The 16,254-nt window shown below is 44.0% G+C and carries 21 protein-coding genes; 7 read left to right on the top strand and 14 right to left on the bottom strand.

Annotated features, from left to right (window positions below; translation table 11 throughout):
- Window positions 1-592: 592 nt before the first annotated feature.
- The 7 genes from Y696_RS09155 to Y696_RS09125 all read right to left on the bottom strand — a co-directional run bounded on the left by Y696_RS09155 (window position 593) and on the right by Y696_RS09125 (window position 6,556).
- Window positions 593-1,765, bottom strand: coding sequence for an iron-containing alcohol dehydrogenase (locus Y696_RS09155; protein WP_121510322.1), 1,173 nt, complete (start codon window positions 1,763-1,765; stop codon window positions 593-595).
- A gap of 66 nt (window positions 1,766-1,831) precedes the next feature.
- Window positions 1,832-2,632 carry an MBL fold metallo-hydrolase gene (locus Y696_RS09150; protein WP_121510324.1) on the bottom strand — a complete coding sequence of 267 codons (801 nt, stop codon included), beginning with the start codon at window positions 2,630-2,632 and terminating at the stop codon, window positions 1,832-1,834.
- 147 nt (window positions 2,633-2,779) lie between these two features.
- Window positions 2,780-3,607, bottom strand: a complete 828-nt coding sequence (locus Y696_RS09145) for a metal ABC transporter permease (RefSeq protein WP_121510321.1) — start codon at window positions 3,605-3,607, stop codon at window positions 2,780-2,782.
- Window positions 3,604-4,344: a metal ABC transporter ATP-binding protein gene (locus Y696_RS09140; RefSeq protein WP_006488172.1), complete on the bottom strand. Its 741-nt coding sequence runs from the start codon at window positions 4,342-4,344 to the stop codon at window positions 3,604-3,606. Before Y696_RS09140 ends, Y696_RS09145 begins: the two co-directional genes overlap by 4 nt.
- Window positions 4,334-5,218: a metal ABC transporter substrate-binding protein gene (locus tag Y696_RS09135; RefSeq protein ID WP_121510320.1), complete on the bottom strand. Its 885-nt coding sequence runs from the start codon at window positions 5,216-5,218 to the stop codon at window positions 4,334-4,336. Before Y696_RS09135 ends, Y696_RS09140 begins: the two co-directional genes overlap by 11 nt.
- On the bottom strand, window positions 5,215-5,619 hold the full coding sequence (locus Y696_RS09130; RefSeq protein WP_006488174.1) for a Fur family transcriptional regulator: 405 nt from the start codon (window positions 5,617-5,619) through the stop codon (window positions 5,215-5,217). The genes Y696_RS09135 and Y696_RS09130 overlap by 4 nt, the downstream gene beginning before the upstream one ends.
- Window positions 5,620-5,707: 88 nt before the next feature.
- Window positions 5,708-6,556 carry a thermonuclease family protein gene (locus Y696_RS09125; RefSeq protein WP_121510319.1) on the bottom strand — a complete coding sequence of 283 codons (849 nt, stop codon included), beginning with the start codon at window positions 6,554-6,556 and terminating at the stop codon, window positions 5,708-5,710.
- Between the two features lie 165 nt (window positions 6,557-6,721).
- Here Y696_RS09125 and Y696_RS09120 point away from each other — a divergent pair, with 165 nt between their 5' ends.
- Both Y696_RS09120 and Y696_RS09115 read left to right on the top strand, forming a co-directional pair.
- Window positions 6,722-7,510: a GGDEF domain-containing protein gene (locus Y696_RS09120; protein WP_006488176.1), complete on the top strand. Its 789-nt coding sequence runs from the start codon at window positions 6,722-6,724 to the stop codon at window positions 7,508-7,510.
- A 2-nt stretch (window positions 7,511-7,512) separates the two neighbouring features.
- Complete coding sequence (locus tag Y696_RS09115; protein WP_121510318.1) at window positions 7,513-8,472, top strand: alpha/beta fold hydrolase; 960 nt, start codon at window positions 7,513-7,515, stop codon at window positions 8,470-8,472.
- On the opposite strand, the gene Y696_RS09110 is transcribed toward Y696_RS09115, so the two are convergent.
- The 7 genes from Y696_RS09110 to Y696_RS09080 all read right to left on the bottom strand — a co-directional run bounded on the left by Y696_RS09110 (window position 8,469) and on the right by Y696_RS09080 (window position 12,547).
- A complete protein-coding gene (locus Y696_RS09110; RefSeq protein ID WP_006488178.1) occupies window positions 8,469-8,888 on the bottom strand; it encodes a hypothetical protein in 420 nt (139 codons plus the stop codon). The two genes, Y696_RS09115 and Y696_RS09110, sit on opposite strands and share 4 nt — an antisense overlap.
- Before the next feature lie 320 nt (window positions 8,889-9,208).
- On the bottom strand, window positions 9,209-9,784 hold the full coding sequence (locus tag Y696_RS09105; RefSeq protein ID WP_006488180.1) for a flavodoxin family protein: 576 nt from the start codon (window positions 9,782-9,784) through the stop codon (window positions 9,209-9,211).
- A gap of 77 nt (window positions 9,785-9,861) precedes the next feature.
- Window positions 9,862-10,095 carry a thioredoxin family protein gene (locus tag Y696_RS09100; protein WP_006488181.1) on the bottom strand — a complete coding sequence of 78 codons (234 nt, stop codon included), beginning with the start codon at window positions 10,093-10,095 and terminating at the stop codon, window positions 9,862-9,864.
- 18 nt (window positions 10,096-10,113) lie between these two features.
- A complete protein-coding gene (locus Y696_RS09095) occupies window positions 10,114-11,229 on the bottom strand; it encodes a permease (protein WP_121510317.1) in 1,116 nt (371 codons plus the stop codon).
- 14 nt (window positions 11,230-11,243) lie between these two features.
- Complete coding sequence (locus Y696_RS09090) at window positions 11,244-11,777, bottom strand: permease (RefSeq protein WP_121510316.1); 534 nt, start codon at window positions 11,775-11,777, stop codon at window positions 11,244-11,246.
- Entirely contained in the window at window positions 11,774-12,259 is a 486-nt protein-coding gene (locus Y696_RS09085) for a permease (protein ID WP_121510315.1), read from the bottom strand. Before Y696_RS09085 ends, Y696_RS09090 begins: the two co-directional genes overlap by 4 nt.
- Window positions 12,260-12,547 (bottom strand): helix-turn-helix transcriptional regulator, encoded by a 288-nt coding sequence (locus Y696_RS09080; protein WP_006488188.1) that lies wholly within the window; start codon window positions 12,545-12,547, stop codon window positions 12,260-12,262.
- 149 nt (window positions 12,548-12,696) lie between these two features.
- Between Y696_RS09080 and arsB the strand changes: the two genes are divergently transcribed.
- From arsB to Y696_RS09055, 5 genes are all read left to right on the top strand, one after another.
- Window positions 12,697-13,755 carry an ACR3 family arsenite efflux transporter gene (gene arsB / locus Y696_RS09075; RefSeq protein WP_006488189.1) on the top strand — a complete coding sequence of 353 codons (1,059 nt, stop codon included), beginning with the start codon at window positions 12,697-12,699 and terminating at the stop codon, window positions 13,753-13,755.
- Window positions 13,752-14,078 (top strand): metalloregulator ArsR/SmtB family transcription factor, encoded by a 327-nt coding sequence (locus tag Y696_RS09070; RefSeq protein WP_006488190.1) that lies wholly within the window; start codon window positions 13,752-13,754, stop codon window positions 14,076-14,078. Before arsB ends, Y696_RS09070 begins: the two co-directional genes overlap by 4 nt.
- Complete coding sequence (locus tag Y696_RS09065; RefSeq protein ID WP_121510314.1) at window positions 14,075-14,845, top strand: metallophosphoesterase; 771 nt, start codon at window positions 14,075-14,077, stop codon at window positions 14,843-14,845. The genes Y696_RS09070 and Y696_RS09065 overlap by 4 nt, the downstream gene beginning before the upstream one ends.
- Before the next feature lie 206 nt (window positions 14,846-15,051).
- Window positions 15,052-15,540, top strand: a complete 489-nt coding sequence (locus tag Y696_RS09060; protein ID WP_121510313.1) for a nitrophenyl compound nitroreductase subunit ArsF family protein — start codon at window positions 15,052-15,054, stop codon at window positions 15,538-15,540.
- A complete protein-coding gene (locus Y696_RS09055; RefSeq protein ID WP_121510312.1) occupies window positions 15,540-16,223 on the top strand; it encodes an aromatic aminobenezylarsenical efflux permease ArsG family transporter in 684 nt (227 codons plus the stop codon). Before Y696_RS09060 ends, Y696_RS09055 begins: the two co-directional genes overlap by 1 nt.
- Window positions 16,224-16,254 lie beyond the last annotated feature (31 nt).

The raw sequence follows: 16,254 nt of genomic DNA, 5'->3' as shown, positions 1-16,254 counted from the left end.
GCCTGAACGTGAGCACGAAACACAGGCATCTGTTGCAGGTTATACGGGATGAGAAAGGTAAGAAGTATGTACGAGCGGCTGGTGATAAAAAGTCTTCTTTGTTTCACGCTAATCCCCTGGGTCACGTCATTCTGAGATGATCCTGTTCAGGATCTGGGTTTTTGGGAAACCGTGGTCTGGGTTAGCGGGTTGGTGGTAGGAAAGAGCAAAGGAACTGGTTGGCCGTTGAGCGGTTCTCCGTTCGCCGAAAAGAACCGTGAAGCAAGAGCATCAAGATTCCGACCAGTAGCTTTGTCGGAATGACAGCATCTGGCCCTTTCGGAAAAACCATCTGCTGTCATCCCGAACTTGTTTCGGGATCTGGTCCCGAAGAACCAAGAACCTGGACGCGTAGCGTCGGAACGAAGAACCAAGGACGTTTTCTCCTTCATTATCCTTACCGCTCTGATTCTGGAATTGTTATAAATGGTCCTCGTAAGGAAGAAAAAAACGAGGGGCAGACTGGTTCAATCCCCCCGTTCTTCGGTATTTAGCGAGAGATCCTAAAAGATCAATGTTCTCGCCAATTTGGATTCCTTTTGTCAGCTACAGATCAATAGGACATTTCCAATATTCTTTCCAGATCTTTGGTTTTCAGGTTACCAGGTGTCACTTCGACAAGAGCTCCCATTGTTCTCATAGCATCCTCAGCAAGTCTACCGAGCATAGACTTCTCGACTCCAAGGTCCTTAAGCGTAATGTCTATATCCACGCTTTTCTGAAGCCTGTGTATTAATTCTATTGACATTTTCGAGAGCTTATCGATATCTATCTCACTTTCAGGAGCTCCCATTATTTGAGCTACTCTGGCCAATCTCTCTTTTGTATGAGGCCTTATGTAATCAAAGAATGCAGGGCCGGTTGCGCAAAGTCCAGCTCCATGGGTAGCGTTATAATGGGCGCTTATAGGATGCTCAATGGAATGATTTGCGATGCAGCCCGAAAGTGTTTCGCAAATTCCTGCGGCTGTACTTGCCCATGCGAGGGCTGTTCTAGCTTCAATGTCGTTGCCATCCCTGTAAGCTATGGGTAGATAATGATTTATGAGCGACATGGCTTCCAGAGCAAGAAGGTCTGAAGTTGGCTGATGGTTTGTATTTATGTAAGACTCAATTGCATGATAGAAAGCGTCCATTCCGGTTGCCGCTGTCTGATAGGGTGGAAGAGTCTTCATAACTTCGGGATCGACAATAGAAACAGTGGGAAAAGTTTGATCAAATCCGACACCTATCTTCTCGTCAGTTTCAGTATTGGTTACCACGGCAAAGGGGTCTGACTCGGTTCCGGTACCGTGAGTAGTGGGAATAGCGATAACAGGTAGCGCCGTTTTGGGAATTCTTCCTCCCCCAGATCCAGTGTAATCCCAGCATTTACCGCCATCCTTAGCGACCACGGCTATTAGTTTTGCCGAGTCTATGGGGCTTCCCCCACCGAGACCGATGATCAGATCGCATCCTTCATTGTTTGCAAACTCAGCGCCTTTATCGACCGTAGATGAAAGGGGGTTTGGGACTATCTCATCAAATACGGCTGTTTCTACTCCATTCTTCTCTAGAACAGCTATGACCCTGTCAAGAAGGCCAGTCTTTTTCGTACTGCTCTTACCCGTTACAATTAGTGCCTTCTTGCCCAAGGACTTTGCAAACTCTCCAACTCTGTTTAATGATCCAACACCGAATACTAGCCTTGTCGGCAAAAAATACTCGAAATTCGAAATCCTATCCACTTCATTAACCTCCTCAATGTCTTTAAATCGAAAACAAATTGTTGATTTAACTCACATTACAGTGTTTCAACCATGAAACTCAAAACTATCGCCGGCCATAAGCTCCAGGACTTCGGCAGGAAATCTTTCTGCGATCTTCTTCACTACTTTGTCACCTGTACAGTGACCAATATGGAACTTATCTATATCGAAACCCAATAGATATTCAAAGATCTCTTCAAGCTCATCTTCAGTCTTGTGCAACAAGTGCAGGCCTCCAACTACGTTCTTTACTTTTCCAAATCCCGATGCTTGTTTTACGATGTTACCAATCCCCCTGTGAGAACAGCCCGTTATAACTGTCACAACACCATTTTGGACAACAGCAAGAGAAAGTTCGTCTTCAAAGAAACCTCGAATTCTTGTACCCCCTTTGATTCTGTTGTGCTTATCTCCGGGCCTTTCCTCGGTAACGAACGGAGCAGCAGTCATTACGTGTAGACCATTTGTGATCTCTCTTGAAGCGCGCACAGTTTCGATAGAAGCTCCGAGCTGCTCATATTCACTCCCACAACCTCCTGGACTGGATTCCGTTGAACCGCTGAATTTCCTCTCAAGACATCCTTCGCCGACCATGACCTTTTTTGCACCTGTTTTTTTCAAGACACTTCCGAGCCCACCAAGATGATCATAGTGACCATGACTGATAATAATCGACTCAACCTCAGAAAGATCTATACCCAATTTTTCGGCATTCTTAACTGCAACGTCGGTAGATCCAGTATCGAAAAGGAACTTCTTTCCATTCAGTTCGATAAAGAATGAAATTCCATGTTCAGATTTGAAACCTTCGAGACCTTTGTCATTGCAAAGAACAGTTATTTTCAAGTTAATTCTCCTCTCTGCGACCGGGAGTTTCACCTCTTCCCCGAGCGACAAGTTTATTCACACTTCCGAAGTTCTAACAAGCGGAAAAAACCAATCAACACGAATCTCACTAATCAATCAAGATCCATTTTGAAATTTACCGGTTGATCAAAATCTGACTCTAATCAATGCTTTCAAAGAGACAGTTATAAGAAATTCCATGAATAACATTACAACAATCACGGGCCCTGGAGGCATGTCAAGCACGTATGATACAAAGATGCCCATCACGCTTGCCACTACTGCCATAGCCAGTGAAATCAGAATCATACCTCTGAATGAACCGGCAATGGTCTTTGAAGTGACTGCAGGAATGACCAAAAAGGCAGTGACAAGAATTATTCCTGCAATTTTTACCGAGCCTACTACGCTCAGACTTATTCCTATTAGCACTCCATAATGTATGAATCCAATAGGTACACCGTAGTGTTTTGCCATCCCCTCATCGTAAGAGTAATACAGCAGTTCTCGGTAAAACACCGCGAAGAAGACCCAGGCAATAACGTTAGCTATCAATAGCATCCAAACGTCTTCAGAAGTGACCATAAGTATATTACCAAAGAAAAGACCCATAACATCAGGAGTATAGCCCCGTATAAATGAGAGAGCAATTACGCCCAGCGACATCGAAAGAGGGAGAAGCATTCCAATAACACTACTCTCGGACAGTTTGTTCTTCCTCGTAAAATAACTGACGGCAACTGCAAAAATCACGGCCGTAACCGCAGCCATGAGAAGATAGTTCGTTCCGAGCAGCAGACCAAATGCAATACCACCGAACGTCGCGTGAGCTGCCCCATCACCAATGAATTCAATCTTTCTAAGAACAACCACGCTTGAAAAGATACCCGTGAGTGCACTTACAAGAACTGCGGCTAAAATAGCATTACGCAAGAAGCTGTATGATATGATATCACTTATAAAATCCTGAATCATAAGTGATGCTCCCTTTCGAAATGATCTCTTGATCTTATGAAGAAATCAAGGTCGCTAGAGAACGCGGACTGCAGTTCCTCTGGAGTAATATTGTCCGCATCATTATAGCAATGTAGAGTCTTGTTGATGCACATCACAGTATCACAAGCGTCAAAAACCATTCCAATGTCATGGCTTACCATTAGTATAGCAATACTCTTTTCATTCTTGAGAGACTCGAGTAACCTGTAAAAAGAAGCTTTACCCATCTCATCAACTCCAGCTTCCGGTTCATCGAGTATAAGCAAGTCGGGATCGGAGGCCAACGCCCTTGCCAGCATCAGTCTCTGATACTCACCGCCCGAAAGCGTGCCGGCCTTTCTATCTCTCAGATCTAAAATACCTACCGTCCTGAGAAGATCATCCACTCTAATCCAGTCGCTTTTTCTGAAGGGCCTCAAGATTCCACGATCACCGTATAGCCCCATTGCAGCCACTTCCCTTACCTTTATAGGGAAATCTCTCTTCCTGTCTGGATTCTGAGATAGATATCCAATCTTCCCGGAAACAACGATCTTTCCCGAATAGCCTTCAAGATCTCCAACTATCGCTTTTATGAGAGTTGTTTTCCCTGCACCATTCGGCCCTATTATCCCAACGAATTCCTTTCTTGAGATACTGAAAGAAACGTCCCTCAGAATCCAATGACTTCCAATCCTGTAGCTCAAATTTTCGACACTTAGAATTTTATTTTCCATCAAATACCCTCATCATTTCGTCGAGATTCCATTGTAGAAGCTCAATAATGCTTCCCATTGAGAGACCTAAACTATCCAGTTCGCCATGACCGACCGCTGTTTCGCTTTTCAGTATATCTATGGCTCTCTTTGAATGCTGGTACTCCGCGAATATTCCAATGACATCCTTTTCTCTTACAAAGTCAACGAGTTCCTTTATTTCCCCTATACTGGGCTCATCGCCAACTCCTTCAAGAACAGGCTCAAGCTCTATTCCATATCTTCTAAAGAAGTAAGTGAAACTTGGGTGAGCAACTATTACAATCGACCCTCGAAATCTCTCCAAATAAGAGCTGGCCTTCTCATCGAAATCATGAAGCTCGGAAATTAGTTTTTCTGCGTTTACTTTGTACAACACCGAGTTAGCCGGATCAATATTGGACAGTTTTTCCACGATAACGGGAATCAAGTAGTCGGACAGAATTACTGGATCAAGCCAGATGTGAGGGTTGAAATGGTGTAAGTCGGTGTTCGCTTCACCAATTTCATCTTCAGATACGAGAAAGTCATCCGGCAACTGATTCCCCATGTATAACACGTGCTTTCCCTGCGCTGCCAGATCTTCAAGATAACTCTCTAGGAAACTCTCCAAATCTAAACCATTCGCAATGACTAAGTCCGCTTCATTTAGCTTTCTCACATCCGATATCTTGGGAGAGAATATGTGTGGGTTCTGACCTGGTCCAATCAGAAGATCGACCTGGCCTTCTTGACCGACTATTTCTCTAACGATCAAATAGTAAGGGTTTATTGTTGCCACAATCTTTAGAGGCAACAGGGTTGTTGAAAACAGAATCATTAGCGCTGTGATAGTTAGTAAAGTCCGTTTTTTCATAGCTTCCCATCCTCGATGTCGGAGAGCATTTTTCTCTTGCACTCTCCACAAATTCCAATGAAGTAAAACACATGATCAGTAATTGTAAAATCGCGGCTTTCCGCAACTTTTTTTGCAAAAGAATCGGCAAAACCCTCATAAAATGGTTCGGTTTTGTGGCACTTTTTGCAGTGCAAAAAATGTACCGGTTCTCTTTCGCTACTGAAATAAAATCTTGTCTCGCACTCGAAGGATATCGACCTTATAAGCCCCTCATCCTCCAGGAAGGAAAGGCTTCTATAAACGCTTGAAAGATTCGGTTTTTCCTTCAATTTTCCATAAATGGAATCGGCGCTCAACGGCGATTCGGAATTATTTATCAGGTCCAAAACTTCTCTTCTAAGTGATGTCAGTCTTTTCAATTGACACCTCCGTATTGCAATTCATTTGCGCAAACTCATTGCAATCTATTTTTGCATATACTTTTCTTCTTGTCAATTCTCTTGGATTCTAAGACTGCTTTCGCATCGGAAGTATTTCAAGCAGCTTTTGAAAGAAAAAAGGCGAGGAATTTGCAAATTGCGATATCCCGGTGATCTCTATGGCCGGGTCTCTCAAAAGAATCAAGGCCTTGCCAGAATCATCCTGCCAGATCTCACCGAAAACCCTGATTTTCTTTCTGTACAGTCTTTGCAAATCTTCGGAATCCTGACCGAAAAGTGTCGCTTCCTCAGGCCTTACTCTCACGACAATATCATCACCAACTACCGTAAAGCCATTTACGTCAATCACAGTGAACTCGACCCATACTATCTTTCCGAGAAAACCGCCCAATTGATACGGATAAAGGGCTTCACGAACCTCAGAGGCATCATAAACTTGAAAATCATTGTAGGATGAGAAGATCCCACTTCTGTTATTGAAAGCCTGTCTGTAGGCTTCTCTGATTTTCGCTGAATTATGGGAGGTATCCTCATAGGTTAGAGGTCTCGCCAGACCTTGCCTGACTAGTTCTGCATTCACGAATTCACCTTCAGAGTTGAAGAGGTAAGCAAGATGCCTTCCGTAAGAATCCTTTCCATGGAGTTCAAGGGTAACCTTTCCATTGCTCAGAACCATCTGCTTCAAGAACTCTCTTGCTTCTTCGGCAAATTGACCGGCCGGCTTGCTTCCTGAAGTGACCTCTGGTGCATCTATACCAATGAGCCTAACCGTTCCTTGAAGAGCCTTTACAGTAATAGAGTCACCGTCAATCACAGAAGTTACTGCTGTCGTTAGTTTGGAACGATCGCATCCTTGAAGAAGAAAGAATGAGAAGAAAAAAACAAGGCTTAGAACTATGAAAACACTTCTCTTCACTACTTATCCCCTCTTTATCGGTTTCTAACTGTGTAAACCAATTATACAATCGCACTTTGATCTCTGGCTTTCACAGATGGAAGAATGGTCCTTTAATGAGCAAATATGTAAATTTGTACTTTAAAGGTAGAATAGAAACGACTGAAAAGCAAAGGGGGTGAAAGAATGAAAGACAACATTTCCTCAGAGCAGCTCTCAGAACTTCTTACGCAGGCTTTGGCTCTTATCGAGGACGGAGTTGCTGTGCTCGATGAATTCTCGAATGTGCTTGTGGCAAACAATCGGGCCTCCACTCTGATAGAAGGGTTGCGGGAAGAGATTAAGAAGAAGATGAGAGATTTGACACGTAGAAGTGAAGAGGCTTTGGAATACCACCACATAAGAAAGAACGGGAGATGGTTGAGGTATTATTTGAAGAAATTATCGGTACCAAATGCATTGTACTTTCTCTTTGTGGTCGAAGATATCTCAGACTTGAAGCTAGCCGAACAAACAATTTCTGAACTTGCTCATTTTGACGGCGAGACTGGGCTCCCAAATTACGTGCTTTTCAGAGACAGATTGAACATGGCAATATTTAGAAGCAGAAGAAACAACCTGTTTTCGATGGTCGCTGCATTTGAACTAAGTAATAGAGAAGCAGTTCAGAGCATCCAAGAAGCAACGCTTGTAGAGATAACAGAAGAGCTTGTCAAGGGCATAAGAAAGAGCGATACGCTGTGTAGGTTTTCTAGAAGAGAATTTCTTCTGCTTGCCGAGGACCTTAAAAATCCTGATTCCGCCGCCAGGATAATTGGAAAAGTCCTTAGCTCTTTTGAGAAGTGGAAATTGGACCAAGGCGATTCAACGCTGGAACTCAAAGCGGGATCTGTCTTGCTCCCAAGGGACGGAGTGGAAGCGGAGTTGCTTGTCAACAAAGCCTTCGCTTCGATAAGTTCGCAAGGAGTCGAATAGCCATGAAATTCATTGTCATTGCGGTTTCTTTGCTCTCGGTAGTCTTAATTGCTCCCTTTCTTATCCCCGTGAGAGATCTGGAGGGTACTGTGAATCCTATTCTACTTGCAGAGGAAGATAGTATGTTTGTCAACATAAAGAACATAAACATTCATTACAAGAGCGCCGGTGAAGGTTCTACTTTGGTCCTTCTTCTTCATGGGTTTGGGGCAAGCACTTTTTCGTGGCGCGAGGTGATTGGTCCTTTAGCTGAGGAGTATTTCGTAGTTGCGTTCGACAGACCTGGATTCGGTTTTACCTCAAGACCGCTGGGTGAAGATCTTGAGATTTTCAACCCTTATTCAATGGAAGGCCAGGTAGAACTTACAGTATCACTCATCGAGTATCTGGGATATGAAGAAGCTATCTTGATCGGTAATTCTGCCGGCGGCCTTACTGCATTGGAAGTAGCGGCATCGTACCCGCAAAAGGTCAAAGGACTCGTGCTAGTAGATGCTGCCGTATATACGAACGATGCAGATAACCCCTTTTTCAAGTTACTGACAAACACACCACAGGGTAGACATCTGGGTCCTCTTGTATCTAGAGCTTTCCTGGGAAACTCACGAAATCTTCTAGATCTGGCTTGGTACGATACCGGCAAGCTTACCCCGGATATTCTTGAAGGATACGAAAAACCACTGAAGGCGGAAAACTGGGACAGGGCTTTATGGGAACTGACGCTTGCAAGAAAGCCTTACGACTATTCCAAAATTCCCATTATTCATGTACCGTCATTAGTTATCACTGTAGAGAACGACAAAATAGTGCCCATTGAGGACTCAGTAAGGCTCGCGAAAGAGCTTCCCTTAGCTCGGCTGTCTATCATCCCAGACACGGGCCACCTGCCACATGAGGAAAGCCCCTGGGAATTCCTCGAAATTGTAATGCCATTCTTGAGATCGCTAGCGACAATGGATTAGAGGATTGGTATCCAAATTGAATACGGCGCGAAAATATGGAAAAGGAACAGCGCCCATGTGACTATCATCAGGCCTTTATGTATGGGTCTCCATTTCTTCTTCATAGCCGAAACATACTTTCCGAGCAAATAGACTATGAACTGCGCAAATACCCCGATGAAAACAAGACTGCCACTGTACAGGACAAAACCTCCAGTTGCAAGATAACCATGATAAAGGGCAGTGAACAAGAGAATTGAACCGGTCCATGGATGAACAGCGGCCAGGACTACCATCATTTTCTTAAAGCCCTTCCAGGGAAAGCGCTCAAGCCTCTTATTGAATGTGCGGTAGAACCATCTTGTCAGAAAGAGAGATGTGTTTATGACAAGAAGAGTGAAGTTTATCCATCCAAGAGTTTTCATCCACGTGTACACTTTCGCACCTCCAACGCAATGACATACAAATAAGATACCAGTTTTAGTTCTCGAAAACCCCATTTCTCAAGTGTCAAAACAAGAGGCAAGAACCGGATATCTTAGCTGTGAAGAGATGGAACAACTATCAGATTTGTTATCGAGGTTCGCGCAGAAGTTAAGTATGAAGTGTCATAAGGCATTTGGTGAAAGTGCCTTCTTGCAAAAAGATAGGCAGTGGTACTTTTTTCAATTTATAGTCTTGTCGGCCGCTTACTCTTTCAGAGCCTGCCATCTATTCCAATTCTTAAAAATTCGGGTAAAGGTTTTCAGTACAAGAGCTACTCATTGATCTTTCTTAGCAACCAGGCCATGTTTTCACCGAGAACTCTCATTGTTCGTATTCCCTCTTTATCTTTCTCGAAATCTCCTTTTCGCCAGGCTAAAGAGAGATTCCAGTATGATGAACCGGGAATTATCATCTGAGAGATAAGGAAGAAGTGATTGATGGAATCAAATGCGTGAACCGATCCACCTCTACGAACAGCTACTACGCCTGCCCCTACTTTTCTCCTGAACATGGCGTTGTTGGCAAGAGCCACCATCCCCGCTCTATCGATCAGAGCCTTCACCTCAGGCGAGAGATCCGCAAAATAAGTCGGCGTTCCGAAGATAATTCCGTCTGCCTCAACCATATTTTCTATGCAACCGTTCACATAGTCATCATCTATTGCGCATCTCCTGTTTTTCGTGTCGAAGCAGATATTGCAGGCAGTGCAACCCATTACGGGGTTCCCGCCAATCTGTACTATCTCGGTATCTATTCCTTCATCATTTAGAACAGTGAAGACTTCTTCAATCATCTTAGAGGTGTTCCCATCAACACGCGGACTTCCATTAAAGGCTACGACTTTCATTCTTGACCTCCAGCTACATGGTTGAAAAATGGAGGGGCATCCCCCTCCACTAATTTATCACCTAAACATCTCTTCTATCAACCTTTGATGAGTCTTTTCGCCTCATCTAGTGAGGGTATTTTCCCGGATAGAACGATCTTTCCATCGACCGCGACAGCAGGAGTCGAGACTATTCCTTTCTCCATAATCGCCATCATGTCCGTTACCTTCTCGATTATCGCATCTGAATCCAACTCTTCAACGGCCATCTTCATAATCTTTTCTGTCTGCTTGCATCTCGGACAGCCCGAACCAAAGATTTCGATCTTCATTGTACGACCTCCTTAATCCTAAAATAGATTTCCATATATGAATCCCCACAACGTGGAGAATACCACTACCAATCCAAAGTAAGTGAATGCTCTCTTCTTTCCCAGAAGTCTAGTGATAACTATCATGCTGGGCAAACTAAGTGAGTTACCTGCCATGAAGAGCGCCAGGGCAGGACCTTTGCCCATTCCCAGAGACATGAGCGACTGAACGATAGGAACTTCCGTCAATGTCGCAAAATACATGAAGGCTCCAAAGACAGATGCGAAGAGAGTTGAGCCGAACCTGTTGCCTCCAAGAAGAGATTCCACAAAACTTTGCGGAAGCGCGCTGGATATGATTCCTGCCGCAAAAACCCCAAAGAAAAGATACGGGAGGATCTTCTTTGCAAAATCCCATGTCTCACCTATCCACTGATTTCTCAGTTCTCTCTTGAAACGTATAGCCATTACAAAAACTGCAACAGCGGAGATAACTAGTATTGATGCCTTAACTATCGGATCGATAGCCAGGCCGCCAACAATTAAGAAGGTCATCTGGAGACCCAGAAAACCAATAGACTCTGGCCAGGAAATTTGATCATCCGATTCCTGGGTCACAAAACCTCCTGATCCCTTTTCTCTAAAGATGCCCTGCATCGTCAAACCAATAAGAATTGCCGAGGTCGAAGCCCCAAGAATTCTCACAAGTGCCATCTCCCATCCTATAGCACTTCCAGTTAGGAAGATTGCAGCAACATTTATTGCCGGACCGCTGAAGAGAAAGGCAACTGCAGGTCCAAGGCCGGCGCCCCGTTTGTAGATACCACCGAAAAGAGGAAGAATCGTACACGAACAAACTGCCAGAATTCCGCCAGAAATGGCGGCGATTGGATACGAAATGATCTTTCGGGCATCGGGACCCAGTAGTTTCAATATTGAGTCCTTCCGTATAAATACAGTGATAGTACCCGCAATGAAAAAGGCAGGCACAAGACAGAGAAGTACGTGTTCTCTTGCGTATGAACCAAGCATTGTAAAACCGCTAATTATCGCATCCTGCACATACTGGCTTCCAAAAGGCAGAAAATAGAAAATAAAAAAACCAGTTGCCAACAATCCGAATTTCCTAACTTCTTTCTTCAAATCCTTCTCCATCTCAAAAATGCCTCCTATTCACTCAGGCTGGTAGCCTGTGCATATATCTCCTCAATACTTTCAGTTCCGGTTATTCTTTCGAGTATTATCGACATAAGTAGTATTCCTGGAATGTTTATCGCCAGTCTAAGCAGAGCGAACCCTGCACCCAGTGATCCCAACTCGAACATAAACATCGGAATTTTAGTTGTTGACCAAGCTCCAATGAAGATCAGCACGTTCGAAAACTTTACTCCTTTCTTCATGAAGACCGCTGCTATTGGAAAGGCTCCATATAGAGGCCCCGCCGCAGCTGCCCCTAGAAGAAAGGAAAGTACTATTCCCTTTATTCCTGACTCCTCTCCCAGATGTCTGATAATCTTCTCTCTCGGAATCCAGACATCGAGAAGACCCAAGAGAATAAATATTGGAGGAATAACGGACAACATTTCCAAAAAACTCGATCCAGTAATGCTCAGTGCATTGCGCCCAACCTGATTGTCGACAGCAAATACGGCAGAAACGACAGCTGCCATTAATAGTGGAAAGACATACCTTTTCGCCTTCATCCCAGAACCGCTCCCATAAGACCAGCCACTATAAATGAGAATCCAAATGCCATTACATTTCTCACAATCGTTAATTTGGTTCCGAAATACTTTTTCTCCACCGGAAAAGTGACAACTCCTACCATCATCAGGGTGGAGATGAAAAGAGCTATCTGAGTTATACCGGCTCCATTATTCAGCAACATGGCCGCCGTAGGAAAAGCCACAAAACCGGGAATTAGGGTGATAGACCCCACTACTGAAGCTATCAGCAACCCCCAAACTCCCGAACTTTCTCCTAGCAGCTGTGAGATTGTCTCGGGATTCAACAGCGCGATAAGCAACCCGACAAAAAGCAGAATAGCGATCAGTTCAGGCAGAATTCCCTCAAATGATCTCCATGCTTTCTTGAGCGCCAGAATTGTCTTTTTTTGGCTTGCAATGAGAGAGATAACTAGAAGCAATCCAGTTATGAAATAGATTACAATGCTGTACACAGTCATCTACTCCGATTCTTGTGATGATACATCAGTGATTGACTTGGCAAGCTCGATAATCTCCAGGACTCTTCTATCTGCTATGCTGAGCTCCTTTCTCGTGCCATTCCTGTTTTCTTTGACGAGGCCCGTATCTACCAGCGCCTTAACGTGCCTTGAGAGAGTTGTCTTGTCTATCGAATAAAGGTCATCGAACTCGCAAATACACATAGTACCTTTTGAAAGATGCTCAAGTATCTTCAGTCGCCAGCTACACCCTAGTGCCTTGAAAAGCATTACTGTCCTCTTGTTCATCAGACACCTCCAAAGAAGCTATACTTATAGAATAATCTATGTTGCATTGTTGTGCAACAATGAAACTTAACGTTCTGTAAAAACCCAGAAAACAATCGGCGTGTATCATATTCATATATTCGAATGTGAGAATATTGGAGGCAGTATACTTGGAACAGAGATTTGATGTTTTCAGCAAATATCTAACAGTGTGGGTGGGAGCTGCAATGGTTCTGGGGGCCATACTGGGCAACATTCTTCCCGGTCTCTCAAATTCCCTAGGAAACTGGCAAATTGCAAATGTTTCAGTTCCGGTAGCAGTAGTTCTGCTTTTCATGATGTATCCGATCATGCTGAAGATTGAGTTCAAAGAAATAGTCAACGTACAGAAGAACTCCAGGCCTCTTCTAGTAACATTGGTAGTCAACTGGGCGATCAAGCCGTTTACTATGGCCTTCATCTCGTGGCTTTTCATAAAGATATTCTTTAGTCCATTGATTCCTGATGGACTTGCTAATGAATATGTTGCTGGGATGGTATTGCTGGGATTGGCTCCATGCACAGCGATGGTTCTAGTTTGGACATATCTTGCAAAGGGCAACATAAACTACGCGCTTGTACAGGTGGCAATCAACGATCTGTTTATTCTCTTTCTTTTCGCACCAGTGGGTAAACTTCTGATAGGAGTATCGACAGGCTTTCCGGTACCCTTCTCAACCATTTTCTGGTCGGTTGTCTTCTATGTAGCAATTCCTCTTTCTTTGGCGATTCTGACGCGAAGGCTTGTAGTGAAAAGAAGAGGAGAGAAATACCTGAACGAGAATGTCATTCCAAAATTCGATCCGTTCACAAAGATTGGGTTACTTCTAACACTTGTCCTGGTATTTATGTTTCAGGGAAAGACAATAGTTGATAATCCTCTTCACATAGTCTTGATAGCAATACCTTTAGTGATTCAGACCTATCTGATCTTTTACATTGGATACTATGCAGTGAAAAAGCTAAAGATAGACTATGCCGAAGCCGCGCCATCGACGTTTATTGGCGCGTCGAATTTCTTTGAACTTTCAATAGCGGTTGCACTCATACTTTTCGGTATGAATTCCGGTGCAGCGCTGGCTACAGTAGTCGGCGTGCTTGTCGAAGTACCGGTAATGCTATCACTGGTTGCAATCATGAAGAATCGGAAGGACTCATTCGATTTCTCAAAAGGTGGGGGGATTAAGTGAAGACGCTTGCTAGGAATCTTACCGACGTTATGAAGAGTCTTGCCGATGAGACAAATCTGAGACTTCTTGGCCTTATCAAGCTTCATGAGGAATTATGTGTCTGTGAATTCGAAGATATGCTTGAGCTCCCACAGCCTACAGTTTCCAGGCACTTGAAAGCACTGGCTGATTCAGGGTTGACTCAAGCTAGGAAAGATGGCAGATGGAGATATTACAGCATGGCTGATTGCCCGGGATTCGTTGACGAAATCGTTGATATCGCTGTAGATGAGTTTGGAATCAAGAAGCAGGAGAGACATAGAAAGTGTGGTGAAGAACAATGAGATTGGCATTCTTTTCCGATATACATGGAAATCTTGAGGCTCTCGAAGCAGTGCTGAAAGATATTGAGAGTCAAAACATTGAAAGAATTTACTGTCTCGGAGATCTAGTAGGGTATGGCCCTCAGCCACAAGAGGTTGTTCAAAGAATTCGCGACCTTAAAATCCCTACGATAATGGGAAATTATGATGATGCAATAGGTTATGAAAAGAAAAGCTGCGGCTGCGCATATAATCCCGGTAGAGAAACGGAAGTTGGAGACGAGTCCTTAAACTGGACCATAACAAATACTTCAGCTACAGTTAAGGAGTTCTTACGTTCACTTCCTCATACATTGGAATTCGAAGAAGAAGGTGTGAAGTTTCTTTTTGTTCATGGAAGCCCTGTAGATCATCTACTTGAGTACATTAGGCCAGAAACTTCAAGCGAAAGGCTACAAAAAGTGTTGGAGAGCGTCAAAGCCGATGTTGTAGTAAACGGCCACACTCATCTCCCGATGGTTCGCTGGGCGATGGGAAAACTCGTCTTCAACGACGGCAGCGTCGGCAGGCCTAAGGACGGAAATCCCAAGGCCTGCTATTTGATTATTGATGTTGTCCAGCAGAGTATTTCATATGAATTTCGAAGAGTTGAGTATGATGTCAAATCTACAGTTGAGAAAATTACTGAGGTCGGGCTGCCTGCAGAACTTGCTCTAGTTCTTGTGCTTGGCAAAGGATACGAAATGGGGCAGTCGAAATCAAAGAACACAATTGACTTCAAGATCTGAAGCTCTATGGTTCGATCTTTTGCGGTTTTCATAAGAGACGCTGATTGAGCTCGATATGAACGCGGTTTGATGGAAGGATCGAGGCGAGAGAACACTGACCCAGAAAGAAATCTGTGAAAAAGAATCAAGAAGAGGTTCTTGGGTACGAAAAAGACTGGGAAAGGAAATTCTAGATTAGTAATTGCTCTTTTCATGGGGGGTGAAACGTGAAACTGAAGAGAATCATTAGAATCTGTCTGGTGCTGTTTGTCTCGATCAGTATTGCTTATTTTGCTTATGACGAAATCAATCTTATGCAAGAATCTTCGAAGACTCGAGAAAATGTTCTTGGAGAGATCTGTGATCCCTCTCTCCCGGTGGATTACTCTGTTCTTTACTACTTTCACGGCACGATCCGTTGTAAGGCATGCCTGGACATGGAGGCAAACGCGAAGAAAGTAGTCGAGACATACTTTTCTTCACAGTATGAAGCGGGGACCTTGAGGTGGAAAGTGGTGAACATAGACCTTCCGGAGAATTACCACTACCTCGAAGATTACATTATCATGTATAACACTCTTGTCATCCAGCAATACATAGACGGGAAGCCCGCCGAATGGAAGGAACTGTGGCATGCCTGGGATCTTTCAGAAAAGGAAGATCAGTACATTGAATATGTGAGAGATGAAGTTGCTTCTTTTCTGGAGGTTAACTGATGGACAATTTAGTGATTTCAATGATTTCCGCTCTTTGGTTCGGGATTCTTACCTCAATTAGCCCCTGCCCTCTGACAACAAACATTGCAGCGGTTTCATTTATTAGCCGGAATATAGGTAGCCCGAGAAAGTCGGTTTTCGCAGGGCTTCTTTACACACTGGGAAGGGTAGCTACATATGTTGTCATTGGCGCAATTCTTGTTTCTAGCTTGACGGTGGCCCCCGGTATGTCGAGATTCCTCCAGAAATACATGGGGAAGTTGATTGGTCCGATAATGATCATCGTTGGTATGTTTCTTCTTGAACTTCTAAGTTTTAGAAACAAGGGAAGAAATCTGGATACAAAATCACAAGAAAAGATCAAGAGCAAAGGCCTGCTCGGTGCCCTGATCCTCGGCTCTCTGTTCGCCCTTACCTTCTGTCCTGTATCGGCGGCACTTTTCTTTGGAAGCGTAATCCCTCTTGCCGTCAATCAACAGTCCAGACTGTTGATTCCTGCAATCTATGGAATCGGAACAGGCCTACCTGTTGTCGTTGTTGCCATAGGAATTGCCATAAGCACGAAGCTGGTCGCGAAGATGTTCAAGCGAATTAACAAGTTCGAATATTGGGCTCGGACAGTTACCGGAGCAGTTTTCATAGTCCTGGGAATCTACCTTAGCATCACCAGGATTTTCCTGTGATGAAAGTTTCTTACTACGACATCCCTAAATC

Origin of the sequence: Mesotoga sp. H07pep.5.4, from assembly GCF_003664935.1 — a bacterium.
Taxonomy (GTDB): Bacteria; Thermotogota; Thermotogae; order Petrotogales; family Kosmotogaceae; genus Mesotoga; species Mesotoga prima.
Note: the sequence above shows the minus strand (reverse complement) of the source record. Positions and strands in the feature narration are given on the sequence as shown.